Below are 17,866 nucleotides of genomic sequence, written 5' to 3' on the forward strand. Positions count from 1 at the left end.
GGACCCGGCTGCCCCTCGCGGCGTCGACAACGAGAGATCTAACCCACTGAAAGCTACCGGTGGGTTACTTGTTCCCTGGTGTCCGAGCTAGGACTACGGGGCCTACACGAAGGCCGTCCGAGAGTCCCACGAACGGGCGGCGCGGGCACCGGCTCCCGCGTCCCTGCCGCTGGTGCCGGCGGGCGGGCTGCGGTGCGAGGTGTGCCACCGTCCACTGGACCCCTTGCCGGCGAGGAACCGGCGTCACATCCTGTGCTGAGCCACCCAGACGTGAGTCCCTCCCTGAGGCTGGTTCAGCGATGTGAGGAATCGGACTGCGGTGAGCTCGCCCGTGGGCCGGGAAGGCGAGGCGAGCCGGCCGCGAGATGATTCAGAAGTCGTGCGTGACGAAACTGGTAAACGGGCCCGACCTGGCGCAGGATCCCCAGTTTGTGGGCGTCGGCAAGGAATGCCTGCAGCCGCCACGGCAAGTGGCCCCGGGCTGCCTGCCAGGACCTCGTGATCATGTAGTGCGGCCATGCATGGGCACCCCATGCGAGCGACAGTCCGATACCACCCAGCCCTCCGAGCATGCCGTCTGCGATATCCCCTGCCACCTCGGCTAGCGACAGGTCCTCCCGCGCCTCCTCGGCGAGGCCGGAGACCGCCTCGAATGCGTCCAAAGCCTCAAGGGATGCGGCAATGACCGCTGCGCCGACGAGTCCGCTCAACAGGGACACAAACCGGTCGGTGCGGACAGAAGAGGAAGGAGTGATGAACTCGTTGGCAGATGCCGTGCTTCGCGTCCACTGCAACGCGGCCTGCGCCGCACCGATGACCACGCCGAATCCCACACCGTAGGCCCAGGCAATCCTCCACACTGATTGTTCCGGAACGACATTGTGGTTTTCGATGGCCCCGGACAGATGCAAGGTTGCCCCGCTGAAGGCGACGGCGAGGACCATCGTGACCAGCGCACGAAGCAGACGGCGGGGCCAATTCCGCATCGTGAACGTCCCCTGGCTGGGCATTCGAGGTGGAGTCGGCGGGCCGACACTGAGAAGAACCATCAGCAAGGGCAGGCCGAACCAGCATGCGAGGGACAGGATTCTCATCACCGCAGGTGTCGATGTCGATGCTCCCCTGAACTCCCAACTCTCCAGGGAGAACCTGACCAGGCTGCCGGCCAGTCCGCCACAGATGCCGGCACTCAGCACCACGGCAAGCGGATGAAGAGCGCCCCACGAGCGTGCTGTGGTCCAGGCACCGGCCACATGGGCACAGAACGAGGCCGTAAGCCAGGGACCCAACGAAAAAAGCAGAGGAACTGGAATCACTGCCAGGTCGCGTACTACCTCGTGCACACCGTGTTCCCGGCTCAAATGGACAAGCAGCAGGGGGACTGAGACAGCGAATGCGATCATCCCCCAGATGAGGGCGCGCAGGCAGGTATGAGTGACGGCCGGGACCCAGCGGTACAGCCGCCACCATGCCAGATCGTGCGTGTCCTGACCGTGCAGCCCCTGGGCGAGGTAGGTGAGGTATCGGTGGGCTCGGTGGGCATTCCAGGAATGCAAGGACGGGTTCTGCCGGTGGGCTCGGGTGTAGAGGGTGGGGACCAGGTTGTCGAGTAGGTGGTATTCGATGTCGGCGGCGGTAGGGAATCGGCGGGTATCGGCGAGCTCGGCTGGATCGCCGGGGGCGTCGGCGTAGACCGCTCGGGCCAGACTCACCATGAGTGGATTGGCCAGCGCTCGGGCGGCGGAAGCCTGTGGGCTCCGTGCCACGTGCGCGCCCAGGGCGTCCCAGCTTTCCTGGCGTGGGCCAGGCGGGGTGGCCAGCCGCAAGAGAGCGAGCGCGTCGTCGGGGTGGACCGGCGCGGGCTCGATGACCGCGGCGCCGGCCAGGACTCCGGCGTGAGACACGACGTTGGTGTACTCGGTGGTGCGGCAGGTCAGCACCAGAGGGGTGTGCGGGTCGAGCGTGTCATTGAGGGTGGTCAGCACCGCCGTATGGGATTGCTCGGGCAGTTCGTCCAAGCCGTCCAGTACAGGCAGGACGCGGCCCTCGACGAGCAGGTCCTCGATCGCGGTGGGCCCGAAGGCTTCGGTGTCCGCCAACGCCGGGTAGTCGGCGGCGATCCGCTGTCGCAGCCATGCATGCACGCCGTCCCGGGCCGCGTCGAAAGCGGCGAACGAGAGCAGCACGGGTACGGGATCGTTGGCCTCTCGGTCACGCAGCAGGGCCAGGGTGAGCAGGACCGCGAGGGTGGTCTTGCCCGATCCGGCGTCCCCCAGGACCACGAGCCGACGGCGCGGCAGGCTGCGGAAGGCGGAGACCAGTTCCTGTGTGGCGTCGGCGCGGCAGGTGACCGGGGCACCGATGAGCTGCCGGTGATCGCTGACATTGGGCCGGGAGCAGTCGGTCCACCGCACGGGCAGCGGTGCAGGATCGAACAACTGGCGCAATAGCGCCTCGCTCTGCCACTGCTGGCCTACCAGGCGCGCCAGCACCTGCGCTGCCTCCGCCACCTGTCCGGTCGTCGACCGGCGCCGGGGATTACGGCGCCACGCCCACACCGCCATCACGCCGAACACACCAAAGACAGCTGCCACCAAGGAGCTGACATCCGAGGCTTCTTCGAGATTCGTCAACACCGCAACAGCCACCAGGCTGATGCTCACAGCGGCGCACAGCAGCCACGTGAGCGTCCAACGCCAGCGCATCCCGTCTCCGACCCTCCACAAGTCCGCCCTCGTTTCCTCCACGAGCGCCCCCTGGCCGTGGGCCGATCGTCTTGGCTGAGCCGCATCGACCGCAGCCGTAACGCCCCGTGTTCACCCGGACTGAGTACGACAGCCACGGCGCTGCCGCATACGGTCAGGGACCGCGAAGTGGCATTGACGTTCCTGGGCGAGCACGCCGTCGGGCTTGTTCGCGCGCGGGCGGCGGCCGCACACCCGGCCCGGTGCCAGTCCTATAACCCGTTGCCGGGCGCGCCGCCCAGCCCCGACGATCAGGCGCATGTCTGCCGCCCTGGCGCCTCTGCGCCACCGCCCGTTCCGTCACCTCTTCATCGGTACGACGGCCAACCTGCTCGGCAACGGGGTGGCGCCGATCGCACTGGCCTTCGCCGTGCTCGACGCCACTGGCTCGGTCGGCTCGCTCGGGTTGGTGGTCGGCGCCCACTCCCTCACCAGCATCCTCTTCCTGCTGTACGGCGGGGTGCTGGCGGACCGGCTGCCGCGCGGCCCGCTGCTGGTCGGCAGCAGCGTGGTCAGCGCCTCGAGCCAGGCGGTGATCGCCGCTCTGGTCCTCACCCACAGCGCCGCCATCCCCCTGCTCATGGTGCTCGCCGCGGTCAACGGGGCGTCAAGTTCCTGCTACCAGCCCGCCTCCCAGGCCCTGCTGCCCCAGACCGTGCCGGCCGAGTCCCGCCGCGCCGCCCTCGCGCTCTCCCGGATCGCGGGCAGCAGCGCGATGATCGTGGGCGCCTCGCTGGGCGGCGTACTGGTCGCCGCGGTCGGCCCCGGCTGGGGCCTTGCCGTCGACGCGCTCAGCTTCGCACTCGCCGCCGCGTCCTTCGCGCTGGTCCGCGTCCGGGTCGCGCCGCCCGCGCCCAGTCCCGGCCTGGTGCATGAACTGCGCGTCGGATGGCAGGAGTTCACCTCCCGAAGTTGGGTGTGGGTGATCGTGGTGGCCTTCTGCTTCCTCAACGCCGGCATCACCGCCTCGTTCACCGTCCTCGGACCGGCCGTCGCCGACACCACCGGGATCGGCCGCACCGGCTGGGGCCTGGCCGTCGCCGCGTCCTCGCTCGGCGCGGTCGCCGGCGGCGTACTGTCGCTGAGCTGGCGGCCCCGGCGCCCGATCCTGGTCGGCTGCGCGCTGATGGGCCTGACGGCGATGACCCCGCTGGTGCTCGCGCTCGCCCCGTACACCTGGGTGCTGGTCGTGGCCAACTTCGTGGCGGGCGTGGGTATCGAGCAGGCCGGCGTCGCCTGGTACTCGACCCTCAACGAGCAGATCCCCGAGGACCGCCTCGCCCGCGTCTACGCCTACGACGACCTCGGCTCCTACCTCGCACTCCCGCTCGCCCAGTTCACCGCCGGACCCGCCGTACTCTTCCTCGGCCTCCATGCCACCCTCTACGCGGCCGCCGCGCTCATCCTCCTCGCCACCCTCGCCATGGTCGCCACCCCCTCCGTCCGCGCGCTGGTCCCGAAGACCGCAGAACCGCTGCCCGCCTCCGAAGATCCGGTGCCTCGCTGAGCTCGACTCTGACGCGTAAGAACCACACAGACGCCGCTGCCCAGCACAAGAGTGGCGTCTCGCCCCGGCCAGCAGCCGTCTAGAGGTTGCCGCCCCTGTTGAGCCAGCACCGGACGGATCCGCCGGCGTAGACGACGACGTAGTCGGCCTTTCCGTCGCCGCTGATGTCGCGGAACGTCGACCTTCACCGGGATATCCGGTCTCGTTGACGAAGTTCCGGATTCCTCGAAGCGGTACCCGCCGTTCGCCGCCGGGAGGTTGACGTAGGCGTGGACGGCCCCGTTGTCACCGACGGGTCACATCCGCCCTCGGTCACCGGGACATCGCGGCAGGCGATTCCCGGTCGAGCGGGTCCGGCCCGAGCAGCCCGCTGACGGTCACCGCACGCCCGGCACCGCCGCCGCGGGCGGACCGCGAAGGCACGGCTGAACACATCACCTGCGCGAGGCTTTGGCCGGAAGGCCAAAGCGGCCCCCGCCGTCTTGGCCGACGCGCACACCCCTCTCCACACCCCCGTTACGCATCATCAAGGCCCGGAACGGGAGTCGTGAGAGGAGTGAACGCGTGGACAGTGTGCGAACCAGGCCGCGGAGATCCGTTGGCGAGGCCGGTATCCGCAGCAGGCTGACGCGGCGGCGGGATGTCGCCGATCTGGTGGCCGAGGCCGGCGGCGGTCAGCTCCGCCGGACCATGGGGCTCACCCAGCTCACGCTGCTCAGTGTGGGTGCCACGCTGGGCACCGGGATCTTCGTCGTGCTCGGCCAGGCGGTGCCCGAAGCGGGCCCGGCCGTCGTGTTCTCCTTCGTACTCGCCGGGCTCACCGCGCTGTTCTCCGCCCTGTCCTACGCCGAGCTGGCCGGCATGATCCCCGGTGCCGGGTCCTCGTACAGCTACGCCTACGCCACGCTCGGCGAGCTGGTCGCCTGGGTCTGCGGCTGGTGCCTGGTGCTGGAGTACGGCGTCTCGGTAGCCGCCGTCGCGGTCGGCTGGGGCCAGTACGTGAACGAGCTGCTGGAGCTCACCGTCGGCTGGACACTGCCCGCGTCGCTGGCCGCCCCGCCCGGCGCGGGCGGCGTGCTGAACGTCCCGGCCGCGGCGATCGTCGCCCTCGCCATGGTGGTGCTGCTGCGCGGTTCCCGGGAGAGCGCTGTCGTGAACGCGGTCATGGTGGCGGTGAAGGTGGCAGCCCTCGTGCTGTTCTGCGCCGTCGCGTTCACCGCGTTCCGCGCCGGCAACTTCCAGCCGCTGTTCCCGCTCGGCATGGCAGGGGTGAGCGCGGGTGCCGCCTCTCTGTTCTTCTCGTACATCGGCTTCGACGCCGCCTCGACCGCCGGTGAGGAGGCGAAGAACCCACAGCGCGACCTGCCGCGCGCCATCCTCCTCTCCCTCGGGCTGATCACCGCGCTGTACTGCGCGGTGGCCATCGCGGCGGTGGGCGCGATGCCGTGGCAGCGGTTCGCCGGCAGCGAGGCCACCCTCAGCGAGGTGCTGATCCACGCGGTCGGCGGTGGCAACCTGTGGCCCATCCTGCTGTCCATCGGGGCGGTCGTCGCCACCACGAGCGTCGTACTCGCCGTGCAGTACGGGCAGACCCGCATCCTGTTCTCGATGGCGCGCGACGGGCTCGTCCCGCCGCTGTTCGCCAAGGTCCACGCACGGACCGGCGTGCCCCGCGCCAACACCGTCATCGTGTCCGCGTTCATCATGGTGCTCGCCGCCCTGGTACCACTGGGCGCGCTCGCCGACGCCACCAGCATCGGCACACTGTTCGCCTTCGCACTGGTCAACGGTGCCGTCCTGATCCTGCGTCGGCGCAGCCCCGGCGCGCCGCGCAGCTTCCGGGTACCGCTCGCGCCCCTGACCTGCACGCTGGGCGTCCTGTGCTGCGGCTACGTGATGTGGGGACTCGGCGCCGACACCTGGACCGCGTTCGGCCTGTGGATGGCCGTCGGACTGGCCGTCTACGCGCTCTACGGCATCAGACACTCCCGGCTCGACCGGCCCGCACCCCAGAAGGAGAGCACGGAATGATCCCGCTGGACCCGGCCGCGAACCCGATGGGCCTGGTGGACCCGGTGGATCTGGTGGACCTGGTGGATCTCACCCGAGCCCTGGTGGACACCCCCTCCGAGAGCGGCGAGGAGGCCGGCCTCGCCGACGCCGTGGAGTCCGCGTTGCGCGTACACCCGCACCTCACCGTCGTACGCATCGGCAACTCCGTCGTGGCCCGCACCGATACGGGCCGCGCCGAGCGCGTGATCATCGCCGGACACCTGGACACCGTCCCGGCCGCCGGGAACCTGCCCTCCCGGCTGGACGGCGAGCGGCTGTACGGGCTCGGAGCGTGCGACATGAAGGGCGGCGTCGCCGTCGCCCTGCGGCTCGCGGCCGGCCTCGCCGCGCCGGTGCGGGACGTGACGTACGTCTTCTACGAGTGCGAAGAGGTCGCCGGCGACCGGAACGGCCTGAAGCGCATCGCCGCCGACCGCCCCGACCTGCTCGAAGCGGATCTCGCCATCCTCATGGAACCGTCCGACGCGGGCGTCGAGGCGGGCTGTCAGGGCGTGTTGAACGCGGACATCACGGTGCGCGGCGAGCGCGCCCACACCGCCCGCTCCTGGATGGGCGTCAACGCCGCGCACCGGGCGGCCGCCGTGCTCCGGCGCCTCGACGACCACAGCGCCGAGCGGATCGTCATCGACGGACTGGAGTACCGGGAGGGGCTGAACGCGGTCGCCCTCCGCGCGGGCATCGCCGACAACGTCGTCCCCGACACCTGCGTGATCAGCGTCAACCTGCGTTTCGCGCCGAGCCGTTCGCCCGGGCAGGCGGAGGCGTATCTGCGCGCGCTGTTTCCCGAGTACGAGGTGGAGGTCACCGAGGTGGTGCCGGGGGCTCTGCCCGGGCTCGGCCGGGGACCGGTGGCCTCGCTGGTCGAGGCGCTGGGTGCGGTTCCCCGCCCCAAGCTGGGCTGGACGGACGTGGCCCGCTTCACCGCGCTCGGCACACCCGCGCTCAACTACGGCCCCGGCGACCCGACGCTGGCGCACACCGCCGGGGAGTACGTGCCCGTCGGGCAACTGCGGGAGTGCGAGCGGCGGCTCGCCGCCTGGCTGAGAGGCTGACCACCCACGCGAGACAGCCGGCCGGACGTCAGGACCGGCCGACGCCGCGCAGGCCCCCGAGCGTGCGCAACTGCAGCCACAGCACCAACCGCTCGTCCGGGTCGTCCAGATCGACACCGAGGTGCTGCTGCGCCTGCTTGAGGCGGTACCGGCAGGTGTTGGGGTGAACGGCGAGCAGCCTGGCCGCCCGCGCGACATCGCCCCCGGCGTCCAGCCAGCACACCAGGGTCCTGGCGTAGTCGGTGCCGTGCCCGGCGTCGTACGCCAGGACCTCCCGCCAGGACCCGGCCGTCAACGCCCGCTGCCCGTCCATGAGTTCCCGCAGGCGCAGCAGAGTGACCCGGGCCCGTACCTCCGTCACGACGGCGACATCCTCCTCCGGGCCGAGCACCCGCAGCACCAGGTCGGCGTCGTCCCGCGAGCCGCGCACGGCCGCCGGCTCCGCCACCGCCTCGCCCAGCCCGGCCCGCACCCGCATACCCAGCGCCTGAGCCGCGCGCCGCACGATGTCCTCGGCAAGGCGCCGGTGCCGCTCCTCCCGCCCGCCCGAGCCGCTCGGCTCCGCACCGGTCACCGGCAGCAGCGCGTACACACGCCCGTCGACCAGCACGCACGCGTGCCGCCCGTACCGCGCCTCGCAGTGCAGCCGTACGAGGTCGAGCAGCCGCGGCGCAGTCTGTTCCTCGTCGGGCGTGGACACGGCGCCGTCGAGGGCGAAGGCCACGACCCGGATCCGGGTTCCCTCGGCGAAGCCGAGGCGGTGCGCGGCACCCACCGGATCGGCGCTGCCGTCGAGAAGACGGCGCAGCAGGTCGCTGGTGAGCTGCCGGGACAGCTCCTCGCCGGCCCGCGCCCGCAGCAGGAGCAGGGCGGCCGTGGACGCGCCACGGGCGAGCGCCTCCTCGCTGTCGGGGCCGAGATGTCCGTCGTCGACGACCCACACCGACCCGAGCGTCTCGCCGCCCGCGCGGATCGCCACGGCGAGCCGCGGCAGTTCCTCGCCGTCCAGCGCGGCGAGGCGTACGGGACCGGGGGCGGCGAACAGGACGCGGTACTGCTCGCTGTTCTCGGGGCTGCTCGGCACCTGACGGCCCAGAATGCCCTGCCGCCGGGCCTCGTCGACGGCCTGCCGGGACAGGGTGGAATACGCCAGGATCCGCTGCCGGGCGTCCTCGATGACGGTCGCCCCACCCACCGCCGCGGCCACCGCGTTGGCCAGCGAGAACAGGTCCCCGAACGCCGCTCCGCTGTCCCCCGGGCCCGGCCGGGACCCGATCGCCGAGGCCAGCAGCAGATGGACGTGATGCCAGGCGGCGTCCTCGTCGAGGGCGAGCAGCGCGAGGCCGTGGGCCTTCGCCGCGGCCACCGCCTCGGGCTGCGAGGTCCCGCCCCGAACGACGAGTCCGGCCACCCCGGCCGCGGCGGCGTCGCGCGCCGGCAGCTCGATCCGGCCCGGTGGCAGCCCGACGGTCAGCACCAGGGCACCGGGCGCGCTGCGCGGGAACGGGTCCCCGTGGCCGTGCAGCAGGATCTCGGAGACGGGCGTGGCGAGGCCCTCCGCCGGGGCGGTGAGCACGCGGAGCAGGGGCTCGCCGAGGGTGCCGATCAGTTCCTCGAGGGTGCAGGCGTCCATGGGTGGCGGGCTCCTGGGACGGTGGTGTATGGAGGGGTCGGCGGGTTTCTGTCGGACGATGATCCCGGTCGACCTTGGCCGATCGCAACACAGTCACGTGCCTTCATTGTGCCTGCCGACAACGGCCGCCGGGCCCCGGCGCCGGAGACTCACTGCATGACACCTGTGACGATCTCCGCCGCCGGGTCCGGGCCGGCGGAAGCGCCCCGCACGGCTGAGGGAACAGCGCCCGTTGCCTGGGCGGGCATCGCCGACGCCGCGGCCCACACCGCCGGGGTCACGGTCCGTACCGTGCACGACGTGGCCGGTATCCACGCCGTGGCCGACTTTTTCGCCGACGTGTGGCAGACGCCCAGGGCCACCCCGCCGTACCCGGCCGAGGTGCTGCACAGCCTGGTGCACGCCGGCGGCGCGGTGCACGCCGCGTACGCCGCCGGCCCGTCGGGCGAGCGGCTCGCCGGGGCGGCGGTGGCGGTGTTCGGTGCCCCCGCCGAGCGGGACGTGTACTCGTTCGTCGCGGCGGCGTCCGCGGCGGGCCGGGGCGTGGGCTTCGCGGTCAAGCAGGCGCAGCGACTGTGGGCGCTGGAGCGGGGCGCCACCACCATGCGCTGGACCTTCGACCCGCTGGTCCGCCGCAACGCCCGCTTCAACCTGGTCAAGCTGGGCGCGGTCGGCAGCGCGTACCTGGTCGACTTCTACGGGCCGATGAACGACGGCGTGAACGACGGCGACGAAAGCGACCGGATGACCGTCACGTGGGATCTGGCGACGGGGACCACGCGCACGGACGACCCCACCACGGACCGCTCGGCAGCCGACGTCGTGACCCGGGCACCGGACGACGGACCGCTCGCCCTGCGTGACGCGGACCGGCTGTGGTGCCGCGTGCCCGAGGACATCGTCGCGCTGCGCGCCGCCGACCCGGCCCTCGCGCTCGCGTGGCGGCACGCCGTCCGCGGCGTGTTCACCGAGGCGTACGCCGAAGGCCTGCGCGCGACGGCCATGTCACGCGACGGCTGGTACCTGCTGACCCGTTCGTCGTGCGACAGCCCCGGCGAGACTTCCCACGAGACGTCCCACGAGAGGCAGCGATGAAGCTCGAACGCGTGGAACTGCTCCACGTCGCCATTCCGCTCGTCACCCCGTTCCGCACTTCGTTCGGGACGATGACCAGCAAGGACACCTTCCTGCTGCACGTGGTGACCGACGAGGCAGAGGGCTGGTCGGAATTCGCCGCCGACCCCGAGCCCCTGTACTGCTCGGAGTTCGTCGCCGGCGCCGAGACGGTCATCCGGGACTTCCTGCTGCCGCGCGTGGCCGCTCTCCCCGCGCCGACGACGGCGGCCGTCGCCCCCGCCATGGCCTCCGTCAAGGGCCATGAGCTGGCCAAGGCGGCCCTGGAAACCGCCCTGCTGGACGCCGAGCTCCGCGCCTACGGGATGTCCCTGGCGACGTTCCTGGGCTCGGTGCACGAACGGGTGCCCGCGGGCGTCTCGGTCGGCATCAAGAACTCCGTGCCCGAACTGTTGGACGACGTCGAGCGCTACCTCGCCGAGGGCTACCTCCGTATCAAGCTGAAGATCGAGCCGGGCTGGGACGTGGAGCCGGTGCGCGCGGTACGCGAACGCTTCGGCGACGCACTCCCGCTCCAGGTCGACGCCAACACCGCCTACACGCTCGCCGACGCCGACCACCTGCGCAGACTCGACGACTTCGGGCTGCTGCTGATCGAGGAGCCGCTGGAGGAGAACAACCTCCACGCCCACGCCCGGCTCCAGCAGCGCCTGCGCACCCCGGTCTGCCTCGACGAGTCGATCCACTCGGCGCGCGACGCCGCGTCCGCGATCGCGCTGGACGCCTGCCGGGTCGTCAACGTCAAACCGGCCCGCGTCGGCGGCTACCTCGAAGCCCGCCGCATCCACGACGTGTGCGCCGCCCACGGCGTGCCGGTGTGGTGCGGCGGCATGCTGGAGACGGGCATCGGCCGCGCCCCCAACCTGGCGCTGGCCGCCCTCCCGGGCTGCACCCTCCCCGGCGACACCTCGGCCTCCCGCCGCTACTTCGCTGAGGACATCACGGAACCCTTCACCCTCCAGGACGGCCACCTCCCCGTCCCCACGTCCCCCGGCATCGGCATCACACCCCTCGCGGACGCCCTCGCACGCTTCACGACGTCGAGGCGAGAGCTGTTCGTTTGAGGCTGGCAGGGGGTGAGGGAGCGCGGTCGCGGGGGAGGTCACCCCGGGTGCCGCCATCCCCGAACCGGTCCGGTATCCCGACACCGGGATTCAGCCCTCGGCTCCGACGACTCCCCGATCCTGCGCGGTGGTGCGCCTCAGCGCGAGGGCCGCGATGTCGTCACCGAGCCTTCCGCCGCAGTGCCGGAGCAGATCCCGGTGCAGCTGGTCGAGCAGCTCGCGAGGGTGCTCCGTATCCTGCCGCCGCATCCAGTCCGGCAACGGGAAGAACCGGCCGGTGTGGTCCCGGGCCTCGGATACGCCATCCGTGTAGAGCAGCAACTGCTCGCCCGGGGCGAAGGCGACGATGTCGACCCAGTAGCGGTCACCGATGAGCGCTGCGAGGTTGAGGGGCGGGGAGGGGAGAGTGGGCTCCAGGACCCGGACCTTCCCGCAATGCTCGATCAGCGGTGGGGGATGTCCGCAGTTGAGAAGTCGTAGCCGGTCGCCACTGTGCGGGATCTCGGCGAGGAGGGCAGTGGCGAAATGCTCGGGCTGGTCCTGGACGGGAAATGCGGCGCTGTGGCGCGTGACGGTGGTCTCCAGGCGGTGGACGATGCCCTGCAGGTCGGGCTCGTCGTAGGCGGCCTCCCTGAAGCAGCTGATCACCGCCGAGGCCGCCCCCACTGCGGACAGGCCCTTGCCTCGTACGTCGCCTATGAGCAGCCGGACCCCGTACGGTGTGCCGATCGCCTCGTAGAAGTCGCCGCCGATCCGGGCCTGCTCTTGGGCTGCCAGATACAGCGATTCGATCTCGACGCCCTCGATACGGCGCGGCAGGGGGCGTAGCAGTACCTTCTGGGCTGCGTCGGCGACGAGGCGGACCTGGAAGAGCACTTCCTCCCGCTGAAGTCGGACATGACTGCCGTATGCGGCCGCCAAGGTGACCGCGATGATCGCGGCCGACGTGTACTGCGTCCCCAGATCGGTATGGAAGAAGCTGAGGACGATCATGAGCAGGAAGCAGAACGCCCCCAGCGCCATCGTCGGGAGCACGGGCCACATCGCGGCCGCAAGGGCGGGCGCGGCGGGCAGAAGGCGGCTGAAGGCGATCTCCCTGGGTGTGGAGAACGCCAGGGCGGCGATGAGAACGGTCAGGACCAGGGGCGACAGCCTGGCAGCTTCCCATCGGCCGCTGTAGGCGGGGCGACGGCGCCACAGCCGTGCAGGCGTGATCACAAAAAGCATCATATCGACCTAATTGGACGCAGGGCGCGGAAGGATCACGCGTCGGCGAGATTTTGCGGCGGACGGTCACGCCCGGAGGGATCGAGGCCATGTGACGCGCGTCCGCACAGATGTTCGAGGTCGGCCGAACAAGGATCGGGCGTGCCCTGGCCACTTGGGATCACCGGTGTTAAAAAGGTCGCATGGCGAGTCTTTTCGCCCGTTTTCAACGCCTATCGGTTAAGCGCCTGATCAGCAAGAGCACGCGGAGCGTAGCCGGGCAGGTGTTGGTTTTCCAGGTGGCTCTGGTGGTGCTGCTCGTGGCCTGCGGTGTCTTCGCTCTCATTCTGCAGTCGGAGCGGGACTCCAGCGCCGAGGCAAGGCGCCGCTCCACGGCCGTGGCACAGACCTTCGCGCACTCGCCGGGTGTCCTGGCGGCATTGCGGACCCCGGACCCCAGCAAGATCCTCCAGCCGCTCACCGAAGCGGCACGCCGGGCCGCCGACGTCGACTTCATCGTGGTCATGGACACCGAGGGCATCCGGTACACGCACCCCTTGCCGGAGCGCATCGGAAAGCGGTTCGTGGGTGAGATCGGACCGTCGCTGGCGGGGAAGCTCTACGTGGAGAGCGTCGACGGCCCGCTCGGTCGTGAGGTGCAGGCCACGGTGCCGATCAAGAACGCCGGCAGCGAGGTCGTGGGGATCGTCTCGGCCGGGATGAAGGTCGAGAACGTCGAAAGTCAGTTGACCCGGCAACTACCGATCATCCTGGGCGCGGGAGCCGGAGCGCTCTTGTTGTCGATCGGCGTGACGGCACTGCTGGGCAGGCGGCTGCGACGGCAGACACACAGCCTGGCCCCGGACGAGATGGCCCTGATGTACGAGCACCACGACACAGTGCTCCACTCCGTTCGGGAAGGGGTGCTGATCGTGGCCGCGGACGGGCGGCTGATGCTGGCGAACGACGAGGCCAGACGACTGCTGGAGCTGCCCTCGGACATCGAGGGGCGGCTCGTCTCGGAACTGCCGGGACTCGATCCCGAGACGAAGGCGCTGCTCACTTCCGGGCGCGAGGCCACCGATGAGGTGCACCTTTCGGGAGAGCGGCTGATCGCGGTCAACCAGCGGCCCACGGGTCGCGAGGGTGGCCCCAGGGAAACGGTGGTGACGTTGCGCGACTCCACCGAGCTGCAGGCGGTGACGGGCAGGGCGGAGGTGGCACGGGAGCGGCTCAGGCTGCTGTACGACGCCGGACTCCACATCGGTACCACTCTGGACGTGCTGCGCACCGCCGACGAGTTGGCGCGGGTCCCCATTCCCCGCTTCGCGGACTTCGTCACCGTGGACCTGGCCGACGCGGTCCTGCACGGCGAGGAGCCGGCCCCCACTGGGACGGACATGCGACGCGCGGCCGTGTCCGGCATCGTGGACAACCATCCGCTCACCGAACAGGGCCGGCTTTTCGACTATCTTCCCTCCACACCGCAGGCACGCGGCTACGGCAGCGGCCGCTCCCAGTTGGTGAGCGATCTGCCGACCGCCACGGACTGGCGCGTGCAGGACCCGGAGCGGGCCAAGGCGATCATCGACTACGGCATCCACTCCCTCATCACCGCCCCCATCCAGGCCCGCGGCGTCGTGCTGGGCATGGCCACCTTCTGGCGCACGCGACAGCATGAGCGCTTCAACGAAGAGGACGTGTCGCTGGCGGAGGAGCTGGTGGCCCGTGCCGCGATAAGCATCGACAATGCCCGCCGCTACACCCGCGAGCACGCCCTGGCAGTCACCCTCCAGCGCAGCCTGCTGCCGCAGGCCGTGCCCGAGCAGAACGCCCTCGACATCGCCTACCGCTACCTCCCGGCCCAGTCGGGCGTGGGCGGAGACTGGTTCGACGTGATTCCCATGCCGGGCAGCCGGGTGGCACTGGCCGTCGGCGATGTGGTCGGCCACGGCCTCCACGCCGCCGCCACGATGGGACGGCTGCGTACCGCGGTGCACAACTTCTCCGCCCTCGATCTGCCACCCGACGAGCTGCTGAGCCATCTGGACGACCTGGTCGGGAGCATCGACCAGAACGAGACGGCAGAGAGTGCGGCGGGCGTCGTGGGCGCCACCTGCCTGTACGGGATCTACGACCCCGTGACGCGCCGCTACGTCTTGGCGCGGGCGGGGCATCTGGCGCCCGCGCTGGTCCGGCCCGACGGAACCGTCACTTTCCCGGACGTGCCCGCCGGTCCACCCCTGGGCCTCGGCGGCATGCCGTTCCAGACCGCGGAGCTGTGCCTCGATGAGGGGACCCAGCTCGTCCTGTACACCGACGGCCTCATCGAGGATCGCAGGCGCGACCTGGACGTGGGAATGGGGCTGCTGCGCGATGCGCTCACCGGCCACCCCGGCCGGCCGCCCGAGGAGACCTGCCAGGACGTGCTGGACAGGGTGCTCCCCGCGCGTCCCAAGGACGACGTCGCCCTGCTCGTCGCCCGCACGCGGCAACTGCCGCCCGACCGGGTCGTCGACTGGGACGTACCACCGGATCCCGCCGCCGTCGCGGGTATGCGCGACGCCGTGTCCCAAAGGCTCGAAGCGTGGGGCCTCTCAGAGTTCGGCTTCACCATGGAGCTCATCCTGAGCGAGCTCATCACCAACGCCATCCGCTACGGCTCCGGGCCGATCCACGTGCGGCTGATCCGCGACCGTACGCTGATCTGCGAAGTGGCTGACAGCAGCAGCACCTCACCGCATCTGCGGTACGCCGCGTCGACGGACGAGGGTGGCCGGGGTCTGTTCCTGGTGTCGCAGATGGCTGAGCGTTGGGGCACCCGGTACACCCCGCAGGGCAAGGTGATCTGGGCCGAACTGGCCCTGCCCGACGTCACAGCGGTGGGAGTAGCCGCAGCGGGTGCGGGCGGTCTCGACGGCGTCTGATCTCCGCGCGAGCGGAGGTGACCCCGGTGCGCAGCCGTCCGAGACCCGTGGACTGTCACCGGTCCGGCGCGCCCGACGCGTTTCGGCGCCACGCTCCCGACAGGCGCCGGGTGACCACGGCACTGAAGGTGCGCACGCCTCGTGTCGATCCAGGGTCGATACCGGTGAGTTCACGGACCCGGCGCAGGCGGTAGTCCAAGGTGCGGGTGTGGACGTTGAGCGAGGTCGCCGTGGCACCGCGGTGCATGTCGTGGCGGTAGTACGCGTCGAGCGTGGCGAGGAGGTCGGGTCCGGTCTCCAGGCGGCGGGCCAGTGTGCGGAGCCAGTCGTCGACGAGTGCCACGTCCGCGACGGCGAGTTCGACGAAGACATCGGCCAGGGTGTGCGGCCGCAGCCGGACGGATCCCCGGCGCAGCGGGGCTGCCCGGCTGATCCGGCGGGCGCGGTCCAGAGCGTCGGCCAGCTCCGGCAGCGGTGCGACGGACGTACCGACGGCGCAGGGGCGGCCGAGGGCCTGAGCGAAGTCCTGTACGAGGTCCGGCAGGTGGTCGGGGGTGAGGTCGGGCGACAGGTCGGGAACAGCGTGCGACGGTGCGCTTTCCGCTGCCTCGGGGCCACAGAACAGCGGAAGCAGGGTGATCAGCTCACCGCTCCCGTCGCCGCCCTCCGGTCCCCACATGATCGGCGCACGGTGGCTCTTCACGAGCGCCCCGATCTCGCTTTCCAGGAAACGATCGATGGTGGGCCGGTCCGGAATACGAAAAACCGTCACCGCGTAGCGATCCGGGAGTTCCATGTCGACGGCTGGGGCGAGTTCCGCCGAAATCGGATCTCCGTTCAGCAATGATCGGGTCAGCAGGGCGACCTGCTCGGTGTACGGCATTCGGCGGCTCAGTACGCGCACGAATCCCTGGCGGTAGGAAGCGATGCCTCGTTCGCCCTGGGGGGCGAACCAGGTCATCATGCGCATGAGTTCGTCGACACCGCCGCCGCGCTGGGCCTCGGTCGCCTCGTTGATCTCACGCAGCATGAGGGCGGTGTGCACGCGCAGCACCCGCTGCCGCGCGTCGAGCGACATCCCGGCACCTGCCCGCAGCTCCCCCATCGACGCGATGTAGCCGAGATCTTCTCCGCTCAACTCGCTGTTTTCCGGGGAGAGTTCGACGGTACGACGCCGGAACCACATCGAGTGTTCCAGCGTCTCGGCTCGTGCCCGGGAGTCCTTGTCCAGGAACCCGAACTCCGGGATCTCACGTGTGTACGTCTCGACCTCACGACGGGCGTTGGTCGACGCCTGCCGGGCCAGCTCGGCGAAGAGGCTCCCCATGAACGCGAGCATGCCATTCAGTACAAGGGGGCCGACAGGGGAGATCCGGACGGCGTTCATCACTCCGCACAAAACGGTGCCAGGTGTATCGACAGGGCTTTTATCACAGTGCACAAAATTCCCGGATCGGGGTGTTTCCGTCAACGCTTCTACTTGTGGAGGAACTGTGAAGCGGCCTTAATGAGAACCGCCTTCGGCATGACTGCGGTGATCAATGCGGGCAGGAGCAGGGGAATTCGCAGCCAGGCGCCTCGAATGGCGCTCGCCCAAACGGGAGGGAAACTCCGATGACAGCACACACAAGAAAGAGAATCATGGCGGCGGTCGCGGTCATGGTCACATCGACCGCGCTGATGCTCGGCGCACCCGGCACCGGCTCGGCCGCCCCCGCCGCCACGCCCAGCCTGCGCGCCTTCGGGATCAGCGGCGATGGCACCCTGATGGCCACGTTCACGACCGACCGGCCGCAGGTCCTCGACTGGGTCAGGGTCGTCACCGGCCTCAGCGGCGACACAGGCCTGATCGGGATCGACTTCCGGGTGCAGGACGGCCTCATGTACGGCGTCGGCAACAAGGGCGGCATCTACACGATCAAGACCCCGCCGGCCACCACGGACGTGGTGGTCACCAAGGTGTCCCAACTCCAGTACGCGCTGCACGGTACGAACTTCGGCGTCGACTTCAACCCCGCGGCCGACCGTCTGCGCGTGATCAGTGACACCGGCCAGAACCTGCGGCACAACCTCAACGACCACAGCACCATCCAGGATCTGAACCTCACCACCCCGCCGAGCGAGGGCACGACCAAGGGTGTCTCGGCCGCCGCCTATACGAACAACGACCTCAACGCGGCCACCGCGACCACGCTCGTCGACATCAACACGACCACGGACCAGGTCGTCCTCCAGTCCCCGGCGAACAACGGCACGCTCGCCCCGACCGGCAGCCTCGGCATCGACGCCGGAATCAACGCCGGCATGGACATCTACAGCACCCTGTCCGGCGGGAGGACGGTCGACAACGCCGCGTTCGCCTCCCTCACCCCGTACGGCGCCAGCACCCCCTCGCTGTACGGCATCAACGTCTTCACCGGTCAGGCCACCTCCATCGGCCAGTTCCCGCTGAACATCACGGACCTGGCCATCTCCCTCACCGGATCCTGATCCCCGGCCCTCGCCGCGGCCCGGCCACCGCCGGCC

At 70.4% G+C, this 17,866-nt stretch carries 11 protein-coding genes; 7 read left to right on the forward strand and 4 right to left on the reverse strand.

All coding sequences use genetic code 11. The features are described from left to right. Nucleotides 1-293 precede the first annotated feature (293 nt). The gene (locus ACFTZL_RS22985; RefSeq protein ID WP_382585851.1) at nucleotides 294-2,663 is read right to left on the reverse strand and encodes an NACHT domain-containing protein; all 2,370 of its coding nucleotides are present in this window, start codon (nucleotides 2,661-2,663) and stop codon (nucleotides 294-296) included. Between the two features lie 340 nt (nucleotides 2,664-3,003). Here ACFTZL_RS22985 and ACFTZL_RS22990 point away from each other — a divergent pair, with 340 nt between their 5' ends. From ACFTZL_RS22990 to dapE, 3 genes are all read left to right on the forward strand, one after another. Next, nucleotides 3,004-4,251, forward strand: a complete 1,248-nt coding sequence (locus tag ACFTZL_RS22990; RefSeq protein ID WP_382585854.1) for an MFS transporter — start codon at nucleotides 3,004-3,006, stop codon at nucleotides 4,249-4,251. Between the two features lie 564 nt (nucleotides 4,252-4,815). Beyond that, nucleotides 4,816-6,282 carry an amino acid permease gene (locus ACFTZL_RS22995; RefSeq protein WP_382585857.1) on the forward strand — a complete coding sequence of 489 codons (1,467 nt, stop codon included), beginning with the start codon at nucleotides 4,816-4,818 and terminating at the stop codon, nucleotides 6,280-6,282. Beyond that, nucleotides 6,279-7,376, forward strand: coding sequence for a succinyl-diaminopimelate desuccinylase (gene dapE / locus ACFTZL_RS23000; RefSeq protein WP_382585860.1), 1,098 nt, complete (start codon nucleotides 6,279-6,281; stop codon nucleotides 7,374-7,376). The genes ACFTZL_RS22995 and dapE overlap by 4 nt, the downstream gene beginning before the upstream one ends. A gap of 28 nt (nucleotides 7,377-7,404) precedes the next feature. Here dapE and ACFTZL_RS23005 read toward each other — a convergent pair whose 3' ends face one another. Continuing rightward, on the reverse strand, nucleotides 7,405-9,009 hold the full coding sequence (locus ACFTZL_RS23005; protein ID WP_382585863.1) for a PucR family transcriptional regulator: 1,605 nt from the start codon (nucleotides 9,007-9,009) through the stop codon (nucleotides 7,405-7,407). Between the two features lie 156 nt (nucleotides 9,010-9,165). Between ACFTZL_RS23005 and ACFTZL_RS23010 the strand changes: the two genes are divergently transcribed. Then, nucleotides 9,166-10,104, forward strand: a complete 939-nt coding sequence (locus ACFTZL_RS23010) for a chorismate synthase (RefSeq protein ID WP_382585866.1) — start codon at nucleotides 9,166-9,168, stop codon at nucleotides 10,102-10,104. Beyond that, on the forward strand, nucleotides 10,101-11,207 hold the full coding sequence (gene menC / locus ACFTZL_RS23015; protein ID WP_382585870.1) for an o-succinylbenzoate synthase: 1,107 nt from the start codon (nucleotides 10,101-10,103) through the stop codon (nucleotides 11,205-11,207). The genes ACFTZL_RS23010 and menC overlap by 4 nt, the downstream gene beginning before the upstream one ends. A gap of 90 nt (nucleotides 11,208-11,297) precedes the next feature. Here menC and ACFTZL_RS23020 read toward each other — a convergent pair whose 3' ends face one another. After that, nucleotides 11,298-12,434, reverse strand: a complete 1,137-nt coding sequence (locus ACFTZL_RS23020; RefSeq protein WP_382585882.1) for a PP2C family protein-serine/threonine phosphatase — start codon at nucleotides 12,432-12,434, stop codon at nucleotides 11,298-11,300. A gap of 182 nt (nucleotides 12,435-12,616) precedes the next feature. Here ACFTZL_RS23020 and ACFTZL_RS23025 point away from each other — a divergent pair, with 182 nt between their 5' ends. After that, nucleotides 12,617-15,340 (forward strand): SpoIIE family protein phosphatase, encoded by a 2,724-nt coding sequence (locus tag ACFTZL_RS23025; protein ID WP_382585873.1) that lies wholly within the window; start codon nucleotides 12,617-12,619, stop codon nucleotides 15,338-15,340. Between the two features lie 55 nt (nucleotides 15,341-15,395). Here ACFTZL_RS23025 and ACFTZL_RS23030 read toward each other — a convergent pair whose 3' ends face one another. Then, entirely contained in the window at nucleotides 15,396-16,667 is a 1,272-nt protein-coding gene (locus ACFTZL_RS23030) for a PucR family transcriptional regulator (RefSeq protein WP_382585876.1), read from the reverse strand. A gap of 314 nt (nucleotides 16,668-16,981) precedes the next feature. Here ACFTZL_RS23030 and ACFTZL_RS23035 point away from each other — a divergent pair, with 314 nt between their 5' ends. After that, nucleotides 16,982-17,830, forward strand: a complete 849-nt coding sequence (locus ACFTZL_RS23035) for a DUF4394 domain-containing protein (RefSeq protein ID WP_382585879.1) — start codon at nucleotides 16,982-16,984, stop codon at nucleotides 17,828-17,830. The last annotated feature ends 36 nt before the right edge of the window (nucleotides 17,831-17,866 follow it).

This window comes from Streptomyces sp. NPDC056948 (assembly GCF_042674225.1).
GTDB classification, from domain to species: domain Bacteria; phylum Actinomycetota; class Actinomycetes; order Streptomycetales; family Streptomycetaceae; genus Streptomyces; species Streptomyces purpurascens.